This window comes from Lentzea xerophila, from assembly GCF_051094245.1.
GTDB lineage: Bacteria > Actinomycetota > Actinomycetes > Mycobacteriales > Pseudonocardiaceae > Lentzea > Lentzea xerophila.
In genome coordinates this window covers 5,531,119-5,550,977 of the sequence record NZ_CP194934.1, presented here as the reverse complement: position 1 = coordinate 5,550,977, position 19,859 = coordinate 5,531,119, and the positions used below count along the sequence as shown (strand labels likewise).

The 19,859-nt window shown below is 67.3% G+C and carries 19 protein-coding genes; 6 read left to right on the top strand and 13 right to left on the bottom strand.

The genetic code is table 11. The annotated features are described in order from the left end of the window. Positions 1–186: 186 nt before the first annotated feature. The 4 genes from ACRSBM_RS26545 (at position 187) to ACRSBM_RS26530 (ending at position 4,174) form a co-directional block, all read left to right on the top strand. A complete protein-coding gene (locus ACRSBM_RS26545) occupies positions 187–1,350 on the top strand; it encodes an RING finger domain-containing protein (protein WP_434447122.1) in 1,164 nt (387 codons plus the stop codon). 377 nt (positions 1,351–1,727) lie between these two features. Continuing rightward, entirely contained in the window at positions 1,728–2,834 is a 1,107-nt protein-coding gene (locus tag ACRSBM_RS26540; protein ID WP_434447120.1) for a type III polyketide synthase, read from the top strand. Next, the gene (locus ACRSBM_RS26535) at positions 2,821–3,285 is read left to right on the top strand and encodes a MaoC family dehydratase (RefSeq protein ID WP_434447118.1); all 465 of its coding nucleotides are present in this window, start codon (positions 2,821–2,823) and stop codon (positions 3,283–3,285) included. The genes ACRSBM_RS26540 and ACRSBM_RS26535 overlap by 14 nt, the downstream gene beginning before the upstream one ends. 199 nt (positions 3,286–3,484) lie before the next feature. Further along, positions 3,485–4,174 carry a hypothetical protein gene (locus tag ACRSBM_RS26530; RefSeq protein WP_434447116.1) on the top strand — a complete coding sequence of 230 codons (690 nt, stop codon included), beginning with the start codon at positions 3,485–3,487 and terminating at the stop codon, positions 4,172–4,174. A gap of 454 nt (positions 4,175–4,628) precedes the next feature. On the opposite strand, the gene ACRSBM_RS26525 is transcribed toward ACRSBM_RS26530, so the two are convergent. After that, positions 4,629–5,882, bottom strand: coding sequence for an FAD-dependent monooxygenase (locus tag ACRSBM_RS26525; RefSeq protein ID WP_434447114.1), 1,254 nt, complete (start codon positions 5,880–5,882; stop codon positions 4,629–4,631). 304 nt (positions 5,883–6,186) lie between these two features. Then, positions 6,187–7,398, bottom strand: coding sequence for a PI-PLC domain-containing protein (locus tag ACRSBM_RS26520; RefSeq protein ID WP_434447112.1), 1,212 nt, complete (start codon positions 7,396–7,398; stop codon positions 6,187–6,189). Positions 7,399–7,599: 201 nt separating this feature from the next. On the opposite strand from ACRSBM_RS26520, the gene hpnC reads away from it, so the two are divergent. Then, complete coding sequence (gene hpnC / locus ACRSBM_RS26515; RefSeq protein ID WP_434447110.1) at positions 7,600–8,430, top strand: squalene synthase HpnC; 831 nt, start codon at positions 7,600–7,602, stop codon at positions 8,428–8,430. A 13-nt stretch (positions 8,431–8,443) separates the two neighbouring features. On the opposite strand, the gene ACRSBM_RS26510 is transcribed toward hpnC, so the two are convergent. The 6 genes from ACRSBM_RS26510 to ACRSBM_RS26485 all read right to left on the bottom strand — a co-directional run bounded on the left by ACRSBM_RS26510 (position 8,444) and on the right by ACRSBM_RS26485 (position 14,205). Continuing rightward, positions 8,444–9,007: a helix-turn-helix domain-containing protein gene (locus ACRSBM_RS26510; protein ID WP_434447108.1), complete on the bottom strand. Its 564-nt coding sequence runs from the start codon at positions 9,005–9,007 to the stop codon at positions 8,444–8,446. A 127-nt stretch (positions 9,008–9,134) separates the two neighbouring features. Continuing rightward, a complete protein-coding gene (locus tag ACRSBM_RS26505; protein ID WP_434447106.1) occupies positions 9,135–9,479 on the bottom strand; it encodes an SsgA family sporulation/cell division regulator in 345 nt (114 codons plus the stop codon). 176 nt (positions 9,480–9,655) lie between these two features. Continuing rightward, the gene (locus tag ACRSBM_RS26500) at positions 9,656–9,847 is read right to left on the bottom strand and encodes a hypothetical protein (protein WP_434447105.1); all 192 of its coding nucleotides are present in this window, start codon (positions 9,845–9,847) and stop codon (positions 9,656–9,658) included. Between the two features lie 89 nt (positions 9,848–9,936). Next, entirely contained in the window at positions 9,937–10,311 is a 375-nt protein-coding gene (locus ACRSBM_RS26495) for a DUF6506 family protein (RefSeq protein ID WP_434447103.1), read from the bottom strand. A gap of 61 nt (positions 10,312–10,372) precedes the next feature. Then, complete coding sequence (locus ACRSBM_RS26490) at positions 10,373–12,211, bottom strand: putative adhesin (RefSeq protein WP_434447101.1); 1,839 nt, start codon at positions 12,209–12,211, stop codon at positions 10,373–10,375. After that, entirely contained in the window at positions 12,208–14,205 is a 1,998-nt protein-coding gene (locus ACRSBM_RS26485; RefSeq protein ID WP_434447099.1) for a hypothetical protein, read from the bottom strand. The genes ACRSBM_RS26490 and ACRSBM_RS26485 overlap by 4 nt, the downstream gene beginning before the upstream one ends. Positions 14,206–14,494: 289 nt before the next feature. Between ACRSBM_RS26485 and ACRSBM_RS26480 the strand changes: the two genes are divergently transcribed. Further along, positions 14,495–15,607, top strand: coding sequence for a hypothetical protein (locus ACRSBM_RS26480; RefSeq protein WP_434447097.1), 1,113 nt, complete (start codon positions 14,495–14,497; stop codon positions 15,605–15,607). A gap of 18 nt (positions 15,608–15,625) precedes the next feature. Here ACRSBM_RS26480 and ACRSBM_RS26475 read toward each other — a convergent pair whose 3' ends face one another. From ACRSBM_RS26475 to ACRSBM_RS26455, 5 genes are all read right to left on the bottom strand, one after another. After that, entirely contained in the window at positions 15,626–16,165 is a 540-nt protein-coding gene (locus ACRSBM_RS26475) for a DUF4334 domain-containing protein (RefSeq protein ID WP_434447095.1), read from the bottom strand. A 284-nt stretch (positions 16,166–16,449) separates the two neighbouring features. Further along, positions 16,450–16,752 (bottom strand): hypothetical protein, encoded by a 303-nt coding sequence (locus tag ACRSBM_RS26470; RefSeq protein ID WP_434447093.1) that lies wholly within the window; start codon positions 16,750–16,752, stop codon positions 16,450–16,452. A 488-nt stretch (positions 16,753–17,240) separates the two neighbouring features. Then, positions 17,241–17,630, bottom strand: coding sequence for a nuclear transport factor 2 family protein (locus ACRSBM_RS26465; protein ID WP_434447091.1), 390 nt, complete (start codon positions 17,628–17,630; stop codon positions 17,241–17,243). Positions 17,631–17,634: 4 nt separating this feature from the next. Next, the gene (locus tag ACRSBM_RS26460) at positions 17,635–18,570 is read right to left on the bottom strand and encodes an aldo/keto reductase (protein ID WP_434447089.1); all 936 of its coding nucleotides are present in this window, start codon (positions 18,568–18,570) and stop codon (positions 17,635–17,637) included. Next, the gene (locus ACRSBM_RS26455; protein WP_434447087.1) at positions 18,557–19,621 is read right to left on the bottom strand and encodes a type III polyketide synthase; all 1,065 of its coding nucleotides are present in this window, start codon (positions 19,619–19,621) and stop codon (positions 18,557–18,559) included. The genes ACRSBM_RS26460 and ACRSBM_RS26455 overlap by 14 nt, the downstream gene beginning before the upstream one ends. Positions 19,622–19,859 lie beyond the last annotated feature (238 nt).

Here is a 19,859-nt window from a genome sequence, read left to right as displayed (position 1 = left end):
TGCCCGGAGTCAGACCGACGACTCGGACCCTAGCGCTGCCGGCACCGTCGTCCGAGAGGGCCAGGGAGGCACCGATGCGGGCAGCAAGCGGTTGCCCGCACGCCTGTGGGCAGAGCACAGGTCTGCCCTTCAGTGCTTCCTCGACGGTCTGGTCGGCACACACGTGTCTGATCGATAGTGACTGCCGTGAAGATCATCGACTTCGACGAGTCTCCGTTGTTGCGGCAGCACTTCGACGGGACGCGAGGAGCGACCGTGCTGTCGGCCGCGGACTGGATGAACAACCTGTGGTCCTACGGCGAGTTCGCGAGCGACGACTTCGGCAGGCTGGTCGATGTCGTTCTGCACGAGGTGGACGCCGCCTGCCAGGTCGCTCCCGCCGAACACGAGGCGTTGTTGCCGCGGTTGCGGCACCTGCTGGAGCTGGAGTGCTCCGCGTGCTGCGAGGAACTGCTGCTGCGCACCAGGACGCCGGTGACCGTCCTGGCCAAGTGCGGACACGCCTACCACGCCTCGTGCATCGCCGGATGGCTTGCGCGGGCGGCGAAGAAGGGCGCTCCGCTGTCCTGCCCGTACTGCCGTGCGGACCTCGACTCGCGTGCGTTTCCTCCGGGTCTGGTCGAGGAGATCAAGCTGTACCTGGACGATCCCGGCCTGGGGGACGCGATCGCGACCTCGATGATCTCCGTGCACGACGTCGAGGCGTGCGCGGAACTTCGACGGCTGGTGTTGCGGTACAACGCGGAGAGCGCTGCGCCGGGACGTGGCGACAGGGAGAGGCGGCTCGCGGCCTTGCGGGACGCGGTCGAGGTCTGCGCGGAGCAGTCGGACCGCTCGTTCGCTCGCGCACTCGATACCGCCGCGGAGGTGCAGAACTGCCGTGAGCTCTGTGCGAGGGTGACCGCGGTTTGCGCTGACCACCCGGAACGGCGGTCGGAGCCGGAGAGGTTCATCGCGGGGGTCGCCGACTTCTGGAGCCGGCATTCCCTGATGACCACGCTGGAGCATCTCCGGGACGGCATCGCCGCGCTCGACGTGAACTACCGCGATGTGCTCGGTGTGTGCCGGCTTGACGGCGCGTACCACGCGGTCTGGAAGCTGCGGGCGGCCCTGGAGGAATGGTGTGGGAACCGGCGGCGCGACGATGGTTCCCACACCGCCGCGCTGCTGGACCAGGTGGAACTGCTGCCAGGCCTCGTCGCGAGCGCCCTTGCCGAGGTGGATGAGAAGCTGGTCATCGTTGGCAACACCGAAGCGCGAGCTCGGGGTGAAATCGCCCGCGTCCGGGAGCAGTTGCACTCCATGATGGATGGATTCGCTGCGCCACCTGGTACGTCAGCTGGTGCATGAGAGAGTGACTCGCGCAGGAAGAACTACGTTGCCGGTTCGACATGAACGCTCGACAGGGCAAGGACTTCGTTCGTCGTGTTGCCGCGTTGTGGACACTGTGGCCACGCGACAATCTGCCGGTGTTGGACGGTGCACCGGAACTCGTCCATTCGTGTGGTTCAGCTGTCGGCGGTGTGGTCGCGAAGCGGTGGCAGCACCACTGGAATAGCACACGATCGGGCAGAGCCCCAGCTCACAGGACCGGTGGGGGAACAGGCGGGACAGCCCTCCCGAGACGCCGGTTCGGGCAGGCACGACGCTGCCTTTCCGTGCAGCAGAAGGACTTCGGGTGGCGGCTACGGTCCCAGCGACATCGATCCCCTTCCCGGAGGTGCCAGGTGGCCTTGCTCTGTAAACCCGCGATCGGGTTGCCCGAACACGTGATCACCCAGGAGGACACGCTCGCTCTCGCCCGCAGCCTGCACGCCGACCACCCGAAGCTGGGGCTCGCGCTGCGCCTCATCGAGAACGCCGGCGTGGCGCAGCGTCATCTCGTGAGACCGATCGAGGAGACCTTGCGGCACACCGGCTTCACCCACCGAAACAAGATCTTCGAGGAGGAAGCGAAGAAACGCGTGCCGGCGGTGGCCCGCACCGCGCTGGTCAACGCGCGACTCGATGCCGTGGATCTCGACGCTGTCATCTTCGTCTCGTGCACCGGGTTCATGATGCCGTCGATGACGGCCTGGCTGATCGAGGAGCTCGGCTGCCGGCCCACCACCACGCAACTGCCGATCGCCCAGCTGGGCTGCGCGGCCGGTGCGGCGTCGATCAACCGCGCGGCTGACTTCTGCGCCACGCACTCGGGTGGCAACGTGCTCGTCATCGCGTGCGAGTTCTGCTCTCTGTGTTACCAGCCTGACGATCTCGAGGTCGGAAACCTGTTGTCCAACGGCCTGTTCGGGGATGCCGTGGCCGCGTCGGTGGTGCGGGGCGACGACCTGGGCACGGGGATGCGGCTCGAAGCACAGGGTTCGTACATCATCCCCGGCACCCAGGACTGGATCAGCTACGAAGTCCGGCACACCGGGTTCCACTTCCGGCTGAACAAGGGGGTGCCGGGCACCATGCGGGAGGTGATGCCGGAGCTCAGGCGCTTCGTGCACGCCAACGGTGAGGAGCTGACGTCGCTGGACTTCTACGCGATCCACACCGGAGGTCCCCGAGTGCTCGAAGCACTGCACACGCATGGTGGAGTGCCGCTCGGCCAGCTGCAAGAGAGTTGGAACACCCTGGAGAGCAAAGGAAATGTGGCGTCCGCCGCGGTTTTCGACGTCTTCCTGCGCTTCTACGAGGACCAGCCGGCGCCCGGTCGGCCTGGTCTGATCGCCGGGTTCGGTCCCGGCATCACGATGGAACTCGCGCTCGGCACGTGGGTGTCGCACACCGGTCCGCGGCCCGCCGCCGTTCCCGCGCGGAAGGAGATCTCCGTTGGGCTTCGGTAGGTATTTCGAGGAGTTCGCCCTCGGAGCCGTCTACGACCACTGGCCGGGCAAGACCGTGACGGAGTACGACCATCACCTGTTCTCGTTGCTCACGATGGTGCGGCATCCGCTGCACCTGGACGCGCACTACGCCGAGACCGCGACGCGGTACCAGGTACCGCTGGTGGTGGGCAGCTACATCTTCTCGCTGCTGCTGGGACTGTCGGAGGCCGACGTGGCCGGACGGGCCATCACCCATCGGGGCTTCGACCGGATCGAGCACTTCGCACCTCTGCGGCACGGGGACACGCTGTACGCGCAGAGTGAGGTGCACGCGATGGAGGACGTTCCCAACCGGCCCGAACGCGGCCTGGTGGAGGTCGAGACGCGGGGGCACAACCACGAGGGAACGCTCATCATGGCGTTCCGGCGCAAGCTCGTGGTGCCCAAGCGCGGGTTCATCGAGGGGTGAACGCGCCCCGCGATGGTGGGGATCCGACCGACGAATCCCCACCTGCCGCGGTTCAGGTCCGCGTATCAGAGGACCTGTCGGTGGCTGAGAGGCCCGCAGGCTTCGCGCTGCGTTTCAGTCACTCGTTTCGGTTTGCTGTGCACGTGCCGGTGCCTCATAAGGCAATAGCAATGGTGCTACGCCGTGCTGTGCTTTTGCCATGACTTTCGAATTTCGTGAGGTGTGGCGCGGCGACGTCGCGCGGGCTGTTGGTCTGCTGGGTCTTCTGTCGGCGATCTGGCTTCTCGGGGCCACAGTGTTCGGCATGCTATGGGTTCAGCCTGACGACCAGTCCTTCCTCTGGGCGGTTCAGCCGTCCTCCTTGCCTTATGTGTGTATCATCATCGCGCTTGTCCTGTTGGTGTACGGAAAATTTTTTCCGGCCAAGGTGGTGGCAGGTGCTGCGCTGGGGCTGGCTTGGTTGTGGCTGCCGTCGGAGGGTGTGGCGCCGGTCTGGTTCGCGTTCCAGCTGCCGCTCGCCGCATCGTTCGTGTTCTTGTGTACTGGGTTCAACAGGGGTGCTCCAACGCCATCCGGGCGCAGGCTCATGTGGTGGTTTCTGGGGGTGTTCGCGCTGAACCTTCTTGCTTATACGGCTTCGTTGAGTAGCTGGGCTGTTATCGCGGTTGGGGTGCTCGGGATGCGGGTTGCCGCATTGGTGCTGGGCGACCCGGTGTTGGGACGGGCATTGTCGTTGCTGGCCGCACTGCTGATGCCGATGATGTTTGTCATCTACTCTTTGATGCCAGGCAGATACTCCACGTCGATCATGGTCGCGGGAGTGGCGTTGCTGGTGAGCGCGCTCGCACCGGTCAGGCGGTCATCGGATTCGAGATCTCGATTGCTCTGACGGACTGTGGCCGACTGGGCATTCGCGTGCTGTTCTTCGCGGACGAACGAGCCGTCGAGGCTTGAGTGCAAATCGCCGTTGAGCTTGTCGACGTAATTGAGTGTCTTGGGGTGCGTCGCACCGTCTCGTCAGGTCGACCTGCGGCGCTGGTAGACCGAGGCCGCGATCTGGAAGAGAGAAGTCAGCCCAAGTTCGACCAGTCGCGTCCCGCCGGGTCCTTGCCGTGCGGCGGGCAATCTGCTCGATGGGTGCTGGCTGACGAACGTGACGCCTCGTCGGCGTAACATCTGCCGTTCCAGGGAAGCGAGTGCGCTGGCCGGGATCACCGCGGCTGGTCGCAGTCGTGGACGGTCCTACCGGCCATCATGGAGACGTATGCCGCCGAGCAGGGGCAGCAACTGGGGATGTCGCCAACGTGTTGCGCGATGAGCAGGCGCTCGCCGTCGATGTTTGGTTACGGGTTGGAGTTCGTTCTCCCAGTGTCAATTGCGCCGGATAATTCGTCGTGAAGACCATTTTCTCGTGGTGAAGCAGGTTCAGCGGTTGCTGCGTGCGGTGACCGGAATGATGCGTTGAGGACGCTTTCAACATGCGCGACCTGGCCGGGCATTTCCTCCCGCATGCGTTGGCACGCAAGGGGCAGCAAGTCTGCGGTGATGGACATCTCCTGGTCGAGGATCGCCCGCGACACCGCGTTCACCAGCCCGACCCTGGGGCCGCGCACCTCGGCCACCGCGGTGAGGGAGTCGTCCAGTGGCCGGTCCATCGAGACTTCGTCGGCGAGCACGATCGCGTCCTCGAGCGCCATCGCGGCACCCTGGGTGAGGTGCGGGACCGTGGTGTGTGCCGCGTCACCAAGTACGATCACCCGGCCGCGGTGCCACGGTGCCGGCAGACAGCACTCCACCAGCGGGCTGTAGATGATGCCTTCGGGACCGGTGATGTTGTCGCGGATGACGCCGAGCGGCCCTTTGAAGCCGTGCATGCGCTCGACCAGAAGGTCGCCGAAGTTCTCCGAGGCGTAATGCGGGTTGCCCGGTTCCTGGGTCACGACGAGCAGGTACATCAGTCGTTCGGACAACGGGATGAGCCCGCCCTTGACACGATCTCCCTGGTACACCGTCGTACGCACGATCTCAGGCGGCCGCGGCAGCTGCAGCCGCCACACCGAGCACCCCGTGAACACGGGGTCGAACTCGGTGCCGAAGAGTCGGCGGCGCACGGATGAACGTGCCCCGTCGAACGCGGCCACCAGGTCGTAGGTCTCCTGACGACCATCGGTGAAGGACACAACCGCGCTTTCCGGGCCGTCTTCGATGTCTTCCACTGTCACGCCGTAACGGATGTGGGCTTCCGCGCTCACGGCTGCACGCCGCAGGATTTCGGCGAGATCTGCGCGCGTGAGTGCGCAGTTCGCCGGAACCCTGTCGTCTCCCAGGGATGACGGGACGCGAAGGATCTCGTTGTCGTGCCAGTCGCGGAAATCATTGCCGTCGAAGGTGAAACCCGCATTCAGAACATCGTCCAGTACGCCGAGTGCGTTCAACGCGCGCAGCGAGTTGCCTGGTTGGTTGATGCCGATTCCGACCACGTTGCCGTCTGGTTTGATCTCCACGACGTCTACGGCAGCACCAGCACGAGACAGTGCTGTTGCCGCCGCGAGACCGCCGATTCCAGCTCCCACGACGAGTGCCCGGTTCACCCGCATGATCCTCACCTCCGCTGTTCGTTTGGTTGCTCAGCCTCGTGCAGGGGACGCGCTGTGGAGTGCCCGCGCGGCAGAGCCTTTGGGGCAACGCTCGGTGCGGAGGTGCGTCCAGCCTCCCGCAGGACCTGGGTGCGCGGGCGCGGCGCTCGGCTTGGTGGGACGGGACGGACGAAGCTCTGGGCGTGGAGGACGACGCCGGCCGCCCCCGCAGCCGGCGCCCGATGTGGATCACGTTCGTCAACGCGGGGTTCCCAGTCAGAACGGGCATTGTCGTCGCGTTGGCGATCACCTGTGAGGCCCATGACTAGGGTCGGTAGGTGTAGGTGTTGAGCGTCGCCACGGCCGCCGCGGCGTTGCCGAGGTGGTACATGTCGACTGCCAGGTAACTGGGCTTCTTCCTGGCGGCGGGCTGGCAGAACTGCTCGGCGCGCCGGGTGAGCTTGCTGTTGTCGTTGTGGATGGTGATGGGGAACGGGATGTCCCGGAAGTGGTTCATCACGAACAACGGCTGGAACCGGCCGGTGGCGGTCAGCGGACGCTCGTCCCACCGCGAGTAGCAGGCCCAGTCCGAAGTGCCGATGCCAGGCCCCATGGACCAGTAGTTCTCCACAGTCCACTCCCGTTGGTACATCACGCCGTAGGCGTCACGTCCGTCGGCAGGATGGTGGTCGGTGAAGATCAGCAAGCGTTTGCCGGACGCACGCATCTGCGAGAGGGTCGGCCAGCCGTTCTCCTTCACCCCGGCGTGATCGGGGCGGAACAGCACCGCCGAGAGACCGCTGACCTGAGCGAGCTCCGCCCCGAGCACGGGCGCGGACACGCCGTCCTGCAGGAACACGGTGACGATCTCCGAAGGGTTGGCCCGCAGGAAGTCCACCACGCGTTGGAGGTCGGTCCGCAGTGCGACGGGCCGCGGCACCCAGTCGCATCCACCGTGGCAGAGCATCGCGCCCTGCGGAGTCTGGTGGATGTCGAGCATGAAGCCGCGTACACCGTCCGCGAGCTGGCGCACGATTCCGCGCGTCTGGTTCCTCGCGAGGTTGACGAAGGGCGCGGCGAAGTCCCCGTCCACCCCGTTGGCGTAGGCGTTGTGGGCAGTCAGGAAGGTGACCTGGTCGAGACGCGGGTCGGCAGGCATCGGCAGTCGCGGAGACGAGATCGGCGTGAGGTACCAGCGGGTCTCACCGCCGACGGACAGCCCGGGTATCTCCCACTGGTCGCCTGCGGAGTTGAGTTCCCAAGTGGTGTCGTTGGTGCTGCATGGCACCATGGTGAGTGACCGGCTCAGGCACGATCCGGGGGAGTCGGTGTTCTCGAACTTCCCAGCCCGTACGGACCACTGCTGGTGATCCAGATCGCCTTCGGGACGGTGCAGGGCGACCGAAGCACCGGTCTGGGCGAGATGCAGCCCGGTTCCTGCGCCCTGCAGGTAGTACACGCCCGCGGGGGCCGCCTGAGCGGGGGCCACCGGGACCAGCGCGATGAACATCAACACGAGCACGGCTGAAAGTCGCACCCGGCCAGGGTCGCGGACGTCCATTGCCTCCGAAACGGCCGAAGATGGTTCACGGTCAACAGTTAGGGCATCTGCCTGAACTGTCCTGTCCACTCCGGACCGGCGAGAATGGCGCGGATTGCCCCTGTGGCTGGGTCCCAGGGCTCTTGGCGCTCGGCCGCCGTCGCGGTCAGCTGAGCGGAGAAGGATGGGAGTGCCGCGATGAACACTGTGCTGGACATGTCGCCGGCCGCGTTGCGCCTGCGTGCGGGACGCGAGAACTTCCCTGTTGCGCTGAAGGGGTTGCCGCGTCGGCTGCGCCGGGACCTGCTGGCCCTGTACGGCGTCGCACGCTGGATCGACGAGCTCGGCGACGCAGCTCCCGGTGACCGGTTGACGCACCTCGACGCCGCGAGCGATCAGATCCGGTCGATGTGCCGTGGCGTGACGACGGTGGCGTGCTTGCGCGAGGCGGTTCCCGTGGTGCGTGCACACGCCATCCCGGCTGAGGTGTTCCTGCGCCTGCTGGAGGCGAACCGGCGAGATCAGCTGGTGCGGCGGTACGAGACTTACGCGCAGCTCCAGCGCTACTGCGCGTTGTCCGCCAACCCGGTGGGGGAGCTGGTACTTCGCTTGTTCGGGAAGGCCGGCCCAGGACTTCTCGGGATGTCCGATGCGATCTGCACGGCACTGCAGCTGGTCGAGCACCTGCAGGACGTGGGCGAGGACCATGCGGCGGGCCGTGTCTACCTGCCGCGTGAGGACATGAGGCGGTTCGGTTGTCCGGACGTCGATCTGGCGGCTACTCGCACATCGCCGGCTTTGCGCCGCCTGGTGCATTTCGAGACCCTCCGCGCGGAGGTGCTGTTCGATCGCGGAGCGCCGTTGGTCCGTGTGTTGGACGGGTGGGCGAGAATCGCGGTCGCGGGGTTCCTCGCTGGTGGCCGGGCCACGACGGCAGCCCTGAGGGCCTCGAACTTCGACGTGCTCGGCAGACAGGTCCGCCCGGCACGGCACCGCGTCGCCGCGGAGTTCGTCCGAGCGTTGGTCTGACCGGCGCGGGAGATCAGCTCGTTCGTTGCAGGGGAATGGCCGACCGCGCGGCTCCGCCGAGCCAGCGCACCACGGCCTGTGTTCTCGTGCTGACCTGAAGCTTGGCGTAGATGCGGTTGACGTGGTTCTTCACCGTCTTCTCGCTGAGGCCGAGTGACGAGGCGATCTCCCCGTTGCGCAGGCCGAGCGCGATGCAGCGCATTACCTCGGTTTCCCTGCTGGACAACCTCTCGGCCGCCCAGCACGGCTGGGGAACGCTCGCGTTCTTGCCGAACGTGAGCGCGCGGAGGAAGGTCTGCTCGTCGAGCTCGGCGTGAGAGATGACGTGCACACGCGGCAATGGCAGCGCGATCACGTCATTCACAGCCGCGGTGTCGGCGATCAGTACCAGCGATGCTCCAGTGTCCTGCAGGATCTCCCAGATCTCGGCCGGGGACAAAGCGCCACCGGCGACGACCACTTCCGCTCGGGTGTTCGCGAGAGCGGCCGGCGATGTGGACACCGCTACCAGCTCGTACTGGGGATGGTGAGCGAGCAGGCTGGTCACACCCCAGCGCATGAGGACGTCGGGCGACATGACATGAACCTGGACCGGGTTGGGTTTCACATCCGGCAGATCGTTTCTCGTGGCAGCGCTTACGTGGCGAAACGTCCTGTGTCCTTTCGCGCAGCCGCCGGGGCACGCTCCACCCGCGGGCTCGGCGTCAGTCGGCAGCCGACATGAGTTCGGCGAGCTGTCCGTCGAAGTCCAGCCACTGAGCCTCGCGTCCCGCGGGCACCAGGTCGAAAGTCCTGTCGACGAACTGGGCGAGCCCGAAAGCCGAGGCCTCGAAACTCGCCGCGCCGTTCGGTGAGGACAGTTCGATCATCATCGTGAGCAGGTTCGCGTCCGACAGGCCCAGGCGAACGTCGCCTTCGCCCGCGGCGCCGGGGAGGCCGTCCGCGAGCAGTTCCCGGGAGAAGATCCACCGCAGTTGGCCGTGCTCCTGCTGGAACACAACACCTAGCGCGTACGGGTCCGAGGTGTCGTAGTACAGGTCCACCGGCATCGGGTGAACGGCACCCTCTGAGCAGATCAGTCCCACGTCATCGACATGTGCAACGTCTTACACCTCATCGCCTCACTGCCTTTCAGCGCCTGGTTCGTCCTGCCTCAGGTGGCACAAGCGAGACCGCTGTTCGTCACGCGATCATCGCCACGAGCTGGGAACTGGTGCAGAGGTCATCACCGGTCCCCTCCAGGCCGCGCGAACGGGTGTGGTGCTCCCGCCGCACCGTTCGACGGTGCCAGGCGACGCCTGGAGGCGAGCGTCAGTGCGGCGGCCGGAGGGGCATACGCCACGATTCCGCGGACGCGGAACCAGGAGTTCTCCCGGTTGTGGCGGATGATCACGCCGAAGTACAAATTCGGGGTCATCACCGAACGCACAAGGTGGCACGGAAGTTGGCCGGGAGGATGTTCGAGCCGGACATCCTCCGAGGGCGGTGTCCGGTGGCGCGTGAGTGTCACCGGACATCCGTGTGCGGAAGGCTCGTGCTCTGCTCGTCGGCGAGCAGCTCGAGCATCGGCTGACGTGCCTCCGGGCCGTACGCGACACTCCCGACCGGCACCGCGCCGCCGATCGCCTCGCTGACCCTGGCGATCCACAAAGGACCGAACCCGCCGCACAGCTCGACCATCTGCACACCGCTCTCGGTCACGAGGCGGTGCACGATGTCGACGACGCGCTCCTTGTCGGCGAAGTCGAGACCGATCGCGGTGAACCGGCATCCACTCGACTCGGTGGAGACCGTGTTCTGTTCCGGGCTGAAACCCGGCGAGAGATAGATGTATGCCCAGTTGCGCAGTGCCACTTCGTCCTCCTCCGCTCTGCCGATCACGCTGTACACGGTGATCGCTCAGCTTTTTCCCCATGGGGCACAACATGGTGTGCGCAGGTGATCACCACTGCGAGACCGCGGAAGCCGCCGTCATCGTGAGCTGGTACTCGATGGTGTCGTTGTCGTCGTGGGCACGTTGCAACCAGCGCGACAGGGTCAGCAGCCGCTGCACGAGCACGTCAGCCTGATCACGCACTGCGGCCCGCAGCGTCTCGGAGATCTCACCGGCATGCTCGGCGTCGACCGCCGCGGTGACGGTGGCCGCGAGTGCGTTCACCTCACCGAGCAGGTCGGTGGACTCCACGACGTGAGCGAGCTCCCACAGGACTTCCAACTCCGTCGTCGGCTGCCCGGTACCGCCGGACCAGGAACCCAGCACCTCGACGCATCCGGCGAAGTCGAAGCCGGCCGCTCGGCGCACCTGCTCGGCGCGCGCGGCCAACGCTTGCCGGGCGTGTGCCACCGCGGTCGCCAGCGACGACGGGTCGTGCTGCCCGCGGAGCACCACCTGATTGACCAGATCGAGTGCCTGCCTCAGCACCGCGTTGTGTTCCCCGAGCACGAACTGATCGTGCACCGTGCTGGTGCCGTCGAGAACGAGTACTTCCACCGGTCGCCGGAGCCTCGCCACGCCCGCGTCGACGAGTCGGGCCCAGCAGGCGTGCCCGTCCAGCGGTCCGTGCGGCGTGAGCACCGGGACACCATCAGGAGCGGCCGACACGGTGACGCCGCGGGGTACCACCTGCCAGGCCGAGATGGCGCGGCTGAGCGGACCTTCCGGGCCCTGCTCGAAGCCGAACGGGTCCGCGATCACGACGAGACGCTGGGGATCGACGACGACCAGGTCCTCGTGGACCGCGCAGTCCAAGATCACCGGCTCGCGAACTTCGCGCAGGCGTTCCGCCGTGCACCCGGCGACAGCGGTCAGGAGCGCGGAACCGGTCATGCCCTGCGGCAGCATGGCCGCCCACCTGGTCAGCCATCTGTGCAGGCTGGGACGAGACGTGCTCAACGCCGACCTGTCGCGCTCGTCCAGCTTCGCCAGCTCGGCTGAGGCGTTCTCCGGGAGCATGGTTCCTGTTGCCCACCCTGCTTCCCAGTGGTGTGCGGACTCCAGCTGAGCCATGAGGACGGCGTCCGCCCTGATGAGCTTCTGGTCGAGCGGGGGCTGTCCCCGCCAGTACGAGTACAACGCGAACCGGCCCTCCCGCTCGAGCACGTCGCGCGCGGACCTGCGCACCCACCAGGCGTGAACGTGCTTGTTCGCCGTGATCAAGGTGGCCCGCACGCCTTCCGGCCAGGCGCGCCACTGCGTGTCCTGCTCGTCAGGAGGCAGTCCGAGGAACCTGAAGGCCGACGTGATCAGCTGGCCGTCCAGGCTCTCCGCGCGCGTCAGCCCCGCCGAGGCCTCTTCGGCGGTGAGGCGCGTCGAAGGCGCCGCGGTCTGCTCGTTCCGGCCGAGACAACAGACGACGTGAAGCTCCCGCTCGGACGCGAAGTGGTCGAACCAGCCTCCGCAGCGGTGCACGCCCTGGTCGGCGCACTCGTCCGGTGTGCGGCAAAGCGGGAGAGACTTCCCGTCGAGCGGGTACCTCTCGTCGCCGACGAGAACGGCGTCGGTGCCCGCGGGAAGCGCGGCGAGCACAGTGGCGTGCTCGGCGTCCGCAAGGCGTCCCAGGAGCACGTTCGAGCAAGTCGCGAGCGGACCGTCCATCGCGGACGCCACGGACCAGCTGGATCCGTACTGTCCTGAGGTGACCATGGCCGCGAGGGCGACCGTGCCTGTCAGGAAGTGACCTTCATCCGCGTAGAAGTGCACCAGCAGGCCGCGGGGCACGACGATTCGCACCGCCGGGTCACTGCTGCCGTGCCCCATGACGAACACACGTCTGCCGGTCATCCCGCCACCTCGACTTCGTGTCCGATCGGGGAGGACGCCGACTCGGTGAACAGGCCGGCGACGTGCTCGGTCAGCTCGATGTGGTCGGCGAACACGACGTCCGCCCACGCGTCCAGCGCTTCCACCCGCGCGGACAACTGGGTCAGGGCTTCGTTCGCCGTGTCCAGCAGCTCGTGCAGGTCCCAGGCTGCCTGCTGAAGACGCGCGACCGGCGGCTCCGGCTCGGTCGCGGCGTGTCGTACGTCCGCCCACGCGATCGCCAGGTGGGCGGCGGTGTCCTGCAACGGGCGCGCCGCTTCCAGCAGTTCGCTCTCACCCCAGGTCAACTCGGGCAGCGCGGGCAGGACGACATCCCGTGCGGCATGCCAGTCCACGTCCGCGGAACCGGCCGCGGCGGCACTGGCGAACCCCTGCGCCCACACGACCGCGTCGAACCAGTCGGAGATCGCTCTTCTCTGCTCGCGCACGGCCGCGATTGCCGCGCGAAGGCGTTCGGTCGCTTCACGGCGTTGCCACAGCGCCGCCAGCACCGCGCTCAACCACTCCACGCGATCTTCGGCACCGTCGCCGGCGGCGATCGCGTTGTACCTGGCGACCGCCGCGAGTACCGCGTCGGTCGCGGCGTGCACGGGCCCGGAGGAGTCGAGGCTCGGCCACGCCGAGACATCGATGAGGCCTGACCCCGTGGTGGTCACCTCAGTGCTCGGCACAGGAGCCTCGAACGCCAGATGGGGCAGTTCCGCTGCCAGATCCGCCCACCGCTCGCGGTGCACCCGCACCGGCTCCCCGCTCAGCACGAGGACGCCGCCGGCTGCCGCCCGCACACGGATCGCCGCGCGCAGGAAGTTCCAGTCGGAGGTCAACCGGTGCAGCACGAGGTCGGTCTGCCGCGCCCTGACCTCGTCGAGGGAGGAGAGCGGCCCGAGTTCCGGTGGCGCGATCAGCAGGTCGTCGTCGCCGATCAGGCAGTCCACGAAGCCGGACGTGACGGCGGACAAAGCCCGCCGGTTGTGCTCGAAGATCGCCGCCGACTCGTCCTGCGGGGAGATGCCGTCCGGCCAGAGCGCGACACCTTCCTCGATGAACTCGACGATCTTCGCGACGGCGGGCCAGCCGGTCAGCGCTGCCCGATCGCGCTCGTCGAGGTTCGCCATCTCCTCGGCCGCGTCGACGTGCAGCCGCGTGCCGCACAGCCAGTTCCCGAGCCATCCGTGCACCCGGTCCAGGACCTGACCCAGCTCGTGGTCCTGGCTGAGGAGTACCTGGTCGGCGTGTGGCTGCGCGTCGGTGTACCGGGCGAATGCGAAGTCCCCGTGCCGCCTGTGGTGCTCACGCGCACTGTGCAGGACGAACCAACGCTCGACGGTACGGTTGGTCATCAGCAGCGATCGGGTTCCGGTGGGCAGCCCCGGCCAGAGCCGGGCTCGTTCGTCCTCGGGCAGCGCGAGGAAGTCCTGCACCGCGGCGTCGTGACGACTGACGTAGGTGTCGCCCGTCATCACCTCGTCGTCGGTGTCGAACGGGGTGAGCGCGTAGCTCGGGGGCCGGTTCTCGCCGATGCCGAGGCAGGTGATCACGTGGATGTCGGCGACGTCGGCGAAGTGGTCGAGCCAGCCACCGCAAGCATGGTGTCCGTCGGCGAGACAACCCGACGGGTTCTCGCACAGGGTGAGCGCGTCGTTGACCAAGGGGAAGCGGGGATCGCCGGCGTGCACGAGGTTCACCGCGTCCCCTGCGGCACCGACGTCCGTCACGACCTCGCGGTCGTTCATCGGTGAGAGCGCGACGTTCGCGCAGGTGACCGTGCCTTCTGCTGAACCGCGGGCCGACCAGACGGGACCCGCGCCCGCGAGCAGGGCACCGAGCGCGGCCGGAGCCGCGAGGCGATGACCCAGCGGCGCGTAGAAGTGAACCGACTGGTGCGGAGGAACGAAGACCTGCTCCGACGGCAGGGAGATGCCGTGGCCGGACAGGTGGACGCTCGGGTGGCGCATCGTGACGACTCCAGTTGGTTCGCGTGGCCTGTGGATGGGCCTACCGCGATGGAAGTGCAGCCGCCGTCGGCGTGACACGGCGGTGAGTGCCGACATTCGTGCAGACCTGCGCCCGGCACGGGCATCGAGATGTGCCGCGAGCGGAGCATTTTGTGCGGTGAACCCGAATCTGTTCGGTGGTGCGGCAGCCAACCGGGAGTTCTCCCGGTTGTGCGGCGGGGGCGCCGGATCGTAGAACCGGTGCGAGGTGTTCAGTGCCTCGTGCTCGGATCTGCGAGGAGGTTGTGCGGTGACCGCACCGGACGAGGGCGGGATGTGCTCGGTGTGCACTGAGGTGCCGGCCTCAGGTTCGTTGCCGCCGCACGACTCCCGTTGCGCGGGGAGGATGTGCAGCGACTGCGTCGAAAATCTCGTGCGGCATTCCTGTGAACCGACGGTCATCAGCACCGCGAGCGCTGATGACTTCGAGTGGGGCCAGCTTCCCGCAAGTGTGAGCTGTCCGTTCTGCCGCGCTCCTCTGAGCAGGCCGTGGCTGGAGAGCATCGCCGTGCCGGATGACGTGCTCGACGTCGCGTTCGCGCTCAACCGGAGCACGTACTACTACCGCTACGCGGGCGAGCAGTGGCAGGGGTTCGCGGACGATCCGTTCGCGGGCGAGGTCGCGCTGTTGCCCGTCCTCGATCCGGCGAGAACACGCGGAACCCTCTCCGACACCACCTTCATGCCCGCCGTGAACAGCAGCCTCGGCAAGGCCGTCACGGAGTACAACGCGTTGCTGTCAGCCGTCCGCGGCGCACTGCGCGCGTCAAGCCTTCCACCCGAGAGCATCGCCGGTCATATCGTCGACTTCGACGACGTGACCGCCCGGATCATGCTGCCCTGTGCGGCGCGCGCCACTGTTCTTGCCGTGTTGACCAACGCGTCGCTCAGTGATGCGGCAGACGTGTTCACAGAGGACATACCTGCCGTACGGGCGCTGTGCGAGCGCATGACGGATGCCTGCTTCGACCTCGTCACCGCTGGTGCCGGAAGCGGGATCAGGCGTCCGCAGCTGGAAGTGCCCGACCTGCTGCCGTGGCTGGACCTGCTGGGCGTGCACTCGTTGTGGTTCGCACTGGTCGAGGACCTGGTGAAGGTGCACGCGGCGATCGAGCCGATCTGGTCGAGACTGAGAGGCGTCGGCAGCGAGTGGGCCACGGCGCCCGCACAGACGTGGGCACTGGACGCGCTGTCAGACCTCGACCACATCACGGCGTTGTGCGTCCCGGAGGAAGTCCGCAACGTCGACGCATGGGCCGAACTCCTGACAGAGGAGAACAAGTATCTCCTCGACCATGTCGGTGCCGCACGCACGGTGCTGGGGCTCGGTCCGGTGCAGGGGCTTGCGGCACACGTGGGGTGAGCGACGCGGCGATCCGGCTCATCCCTGCCGGCGCAGCACGAAGAAGTACGGGCCGGCGAGCCCCCGCATGTCCACGACACCGAGCAGCGTGTGCTCGTCGACGCGGCGGAACACGTCGATGACAGGGAGGTGGTCGTAGATCATCGCGGCGCTGGTCGTGCCGCGGTAGTCCAGGTCGCGTAGTCGCGCACGGGGCTTGCTGGTGCGCAGCACCGGTTCGAGGAACCTGAGGGCGGCCCGTCCCGCGCGCACCAGACGCAGCGGGACACGACCGGTCAGCCCGAAGCGCAGCCTGCGCGGCTCAGCCGCGAACACGTCGTCACCCCGGGAGAAGAGCAACGGGTGCACGGACTCCGGGTCGTCGAACTGCTTGCCGTACCAGCCCGACGCCGTGAGCAGCCCGTCGAGCGGATGCCCGGTGGGCAGCTCGGAACCCCGCCATCGTCCGGTCATCTCCGCGGCGCGCACGGGAGCGAGCACGTCGAACAGTGCGAACGCCTCTTCTGTCGTACAACCTGCCGCGAGCCGGGAGAGCCCGTCCGTGTGGTCATGGGCCATCGATTCCTCCGCCGCTTCAGTTCCCCGCCGGACAACCACTGATCCAGGGTGCCGGAAGCAGTGCCGCCGCACCACCGCGCTGCGGAGGAGCGATGCCGACTTCGTTCGTCCCGCACGGCACTGCACGCACACGACGCGTTCGCAACGCCGCAGTCACGACTGGTCCGAACACCACCACAGCCCGGGTCCTTGCCGGGCGACCGTGCCGGTGGCGTTGCCGTGGCCGCCCCGCCGGGAAGCCGAAGGGGCCTTCGGCGCAGAGGCGGCCGCGGTCCTGCCGGTGATCAGGTAGTCCTGCCGGAACCGGGCGGCAGGCTCTTCCGCTTGTGCACGAGCTCCACCAGTGTGATCGCCACACCGACCGCGATGGCGCGGATGCTGAACACCGACCAGGCGAATGTGGACGATTCGTCACTGGCGAGGCCCACCACGATGCCTGCGGCGAATGAGGCGACGGCGGCCGCGAGACCGGCCTGCCAGGGCGGAGCCGGTGACCTGAACCTGCCCAACGCCAGCAAGTGGAAGACCAGCCAGCAGAGCACACCGATGACCACCGCCCACAGAAGCTCTTCCTCGACCGGGAACATCCGCACCGCCTCCTCACAGGACCGCAACTGCCGTAGATCGAGAATTTTCCTGTTGCCGCACGGGAATCGGAGGGTGTCGAAGGGCAGCTGGCCAGGCAGCGCTGCCTCTCCCGGCCGGACTGACCGGGCTCGGCGAGGTCGCCACCCGGCGATGACAGCACGACACGCGGTCGAGTGCGTCCTGGTGGTAGACCACATTGGACGGGCCGTTGACGTGCACGGCACAGCCGTCCCGCCGGCAGCGGCAACGTCGCCAACAACGCGCGCAGCTTCTCCAGAGCCAGCCCGGTCGCATCGGGATCGACGACCAGGCCACACAGGCCATGGCGGCTGGTGGTCAGCACGACGACAGAACCCGATCGGCGCCGTGCGGAGCACTGCCGTTCGACCGCTGCCCAGCAGCGGGACGAACATCACCCTTGCGTCGGTGCCGGTGACCTGCCCGGTACCGCCAGAGCTGTCACCGCCTCCGTCGGCACCGGAGCGGATCAGGCATCGGCGATCACCGAGTGCAGGAGCGCGGGATCGTAGATGTTCTCCCAGTGCTCCACGACGAGACCGTCCCGGAACCGCCAGAGGCCGCAGAAGGAGCCGGAGAAATCGGTGTCTCCGAACGACGCCTTGAGCGTGCCGAGCACCGCACCGAAGGCGTCGTTGGCCACGATCGTCTGCACGTCCATGACGATGGTGTCCGATGTGGCCTTGACGAGGCCTTCCTCCCATGCCTGGACAGCGTCTCGTCCGACCACATCCGCGGCGGAGGCGTCGACCGATCGGGTCGCGGGGTGCAGTACCACGTCCTCCGCACAGTACTTGCCCGTGGTCGTGAGGTCGGCGTAGATCCCTCGCAGCAACTCGACGTTCGGGTGTGCGGTCATTGTCCTAGTTCCCTTCGCCAGGCCGCAGAGTGGACAGCCCCAACGCGTCCACCGCGGCGGTGATGTGTGTCATCTCCTGCTCGGTGAAAGAGAGTTCCGCAGCCCGGACGTTCTCCTCGAGGTGCCGGAGGTTCGCGGTCCCCGGGATCAGGATCGTCGTTCGAGATCGGTGCAGGAGCCAGGCGAGCGCCAGCTGTGACGGGGTGGCGCCGAACTCCGCGGCGAGCGGAGCCAGTGCGCTTCCCGGACCGACCAGGCCGCCGTGGCCCAGCGGGAAGTACGGCACGAACGCGATGTTCTGCCGTTCGGCGAGTCTGAGCATCGCCTCTTCGGTGCGGTCGACGATGTTGTAGGCGCTTTCCAGCGACGCGACCGCTCCGTACCGCTGGGCCTCGGCCAGCTGCTCGGCCGTGACGCCGGGCTGGCCGGACAAACCGATGTGGCGCACCTTGCCCTCGCGCTGGAAGTCCAGCAAGGCGCCGACCTGCTCCGCCAACGGTATCGACGGATCGATGCTGTGCAGCTGGTAGAGGTCGATGCAGTCGACACCGAGGTTGCGCAGGCTGAGCTCCAGCTGCTGGCGAAGGTACTCGGGCTTTCCCAGCGGCTTGATGTAGAGCGCGTCCTGTTTGGTCCAGTCGTCGGGTCCCCGCCGCAGCATCCCGCCCTTGGTGCTGATCACCAGGCCCTCCGGGTACGGGTGCAGCGCCCGGCGGATGATCTGTTCGTTCACCGCGGGGCCATACGAGTCGGCGGTGTCGATGAAGTTGACGCCGAGCTCGACTGCACGGCGCAGCACGGCCACAGCGTTGTCCGGATCGTCGGGCTCACCCCACATGCCGAAGCCCGTCAGGTGCATGGCGCCGTAACCCACGCGGTTGATCCGCAGCTCGCCGCCGATCTCGAAGACCGGTTCGACGTGAGTCTCAGCTGCCGTCATGAACGACTCCTTCCAGTTCAGCTGCGAAGCCGCTACCTTGCGGCGTGCCGGAGATCCAGGTTCCGAGGGAGACCTCGGCGGTGATGCCGGGGCCGAACCCGGCGATGAGGCCACGATCGCCCGCTTTCGCCTCCCCGGCCTCGAACGTGCGTCGCAACGCGTCGAGCACGACAGCTGACGCGATGTTGCCGTACTCCGTCAACGTTTCACGGCTGCGCGCGAACTTCCGCTGGTCCACACCGAGGAAGTGCGAGAGGTCGCTCAGGATTCGAGGACCTCCGGCGTGGATGACGTAGAAGTCGAGGTCGTCAGCAGGCCATGAGTGCCCTGCGGCCACTTCGTGCAGGACGGGCGCGAGTTGCTCCATGGTGCCGGGGACACGACGGTCCAGGCGGAAGTGGTAGCCCGTGTCCTTGATCGCGTAGGAGATCCAGTCCTCGGTCTTCGGGACGAGCCGCGAGGCGGTGGCGTCGACGCGTACCCCGACACCGCCGTCGGAGCGCATCACCGCGGCAGCCACGGCGTCACCGAACAGACCGTTGGACAGCAGATTGCCCACCTCGAGGTCCGCCGGCTGATAGCACAGCGAGCAGAACTCGCAGGCCACGATCAGCACGTTGGAGCCAGGATGCGCCACGCAGTCGTCATGTGCGCGGCTGATCGCGGCCCCGCCCGCCGCGCATCCGAGCTGGGCGATCGGCAGCTGCCGGGTGTCCATCCGGAAACCGAGCTCGTTGATCATCCACGCCGTCATCGACGGCATCGAGAACCCGGTGCAGGACACGTAGATGATCGCGTCGATCTCGCCGGGACTGAGCTCGGCGTTGGCCAGCGCCCGGTTCACCACGCCCGGCACCCGCATCCGCGCCTCGTGCATGTGCACGCGGTTGCGCTCCTCCCACCCGGGATGCCGCAGGGTCTCGTCGATGGGGCGCACCAGGTGGCGGGTGAGCACACCGGTGTTCTCGATGAGTCGCAGTGCCAGCGGAAGCTGCTCATGGCCGTGGTGCAGCTTCCGCGCCAGCCGGAGTGTCTCTTCGAGAGTGATCACGTTTTCCGGGACACCGACAGCTGGTCTGCACAGGACTGGCATGGAGCGCTCCGTCCAGAGAGGAGTGGAATGCCGCAAGCCCACCTCACCTGTGTTGCGGGCCGACAGGGCCCGCAGGCCCAGATGGGTCGGCTGCGCGCACAAAAGGACCGGACGGGCAGAGCTTCGGGACGAAGCGGAGCCCGCGTCGCGTGTCGGCCGGTGCCCGAGGCACTCCTGACCACCGCATCGGTGGCTG

What these genes read in the sequence shown, in the direction of transcription:
- ACRSBM_RS26530 (WP_434447116.1), top strand. Translation starts at nt 3,485, where the DNA reads ATGACTTTCGAATTTCGTGAGGTGTGGCGCGGCGACGTCGCGCGGGCT.
- ACRSBM_RS26525 (WP_434447114.1), bottom strand. Translation starts at nt 5,882, where the DNA reads ATGCGGGTGAACCGGGCACTCGTCGTGGGAGCTGGAATCGGCGGTCTC.
- hpnC (WP_434447110.1), top strand. Translation starts at nt 7,600, where the DNA reads ATGAACACTGTGCTGGACATGTCGCCGGCCGCGTTGCGCCTGCGTGCG.
- ACRSBM_RS26510 (WP_434447108.1), bottom strand. Translation starts at nt 9,007, where the DNA reads ATGTCGCCCGACGTCCTCATGCGCTGGGGTGTGACCAGCCTGCTCGCT.
- ACRSBM_RS26505 (WP_434447106.1), bottom strand. Translation starts at nt 9,479, where the DNA reads ATGCCGGTGGACCTGTACTACGACACCTCGGACCCGTACGCGCTAGGT.
- ACRSBM_RS26500 (WP_434447105.1), bottom strand. Translation starts at nt 9,847, where the DNA reads ATGACCCCGAATTTGTACTTCGGCGTGATCATCCGCCACAACCGGGAG.
- ACRSBM_RS26490 (WP_434447101.1), bottom strand. Translation starts at nt 12,211, where the DNA reads ATGACCGGCAGACGTGTGTTCGTCATGGGGCACGGCAGCAGTGACCCG.
- ACRSBM_RS26485 (WP_434447099.1), bottom strand. Translation starts at nt 14,205, where the DNA reads ATGCGCCACCCGAGCGTCCACCTGTCCGGCCACGGCATCTCCCTGCCG.
- ACRSBM_RS26475 (WP_434447095.1), bottom strand. Translation starts at nt 16,165, where the DNA reads ATGGCCCATGACCACACGGACGGGCTCTCCCGGCTCGCGGCAGGTTGT.
- ACRSBM_RS26470 (WP_434447093.1), bottom strand. Translation starts at nt 16,752, where the DNA reads ATGTTCCCGGTCGAGGAAGAGCTTCTGTGGGCGGTGGTCATCGGTGTG.
- ACRSBM_RS26465 (WP_434447091.1), bottom strand. Translation starts at nt 17,630, where the DNA reads ATGACCGCACACCCGAACGTCGAGTTGCTGCGAGGGATCTACGCCGAC.
- ACRSBM_RS26460 (WP_434447089.1), bottom strand. Translation starts at nt 18,570, where the DNA reads ATGACGGCAGCTGAGACTCACGTCGAACCGGTCTTCGAGATCGGCGGC.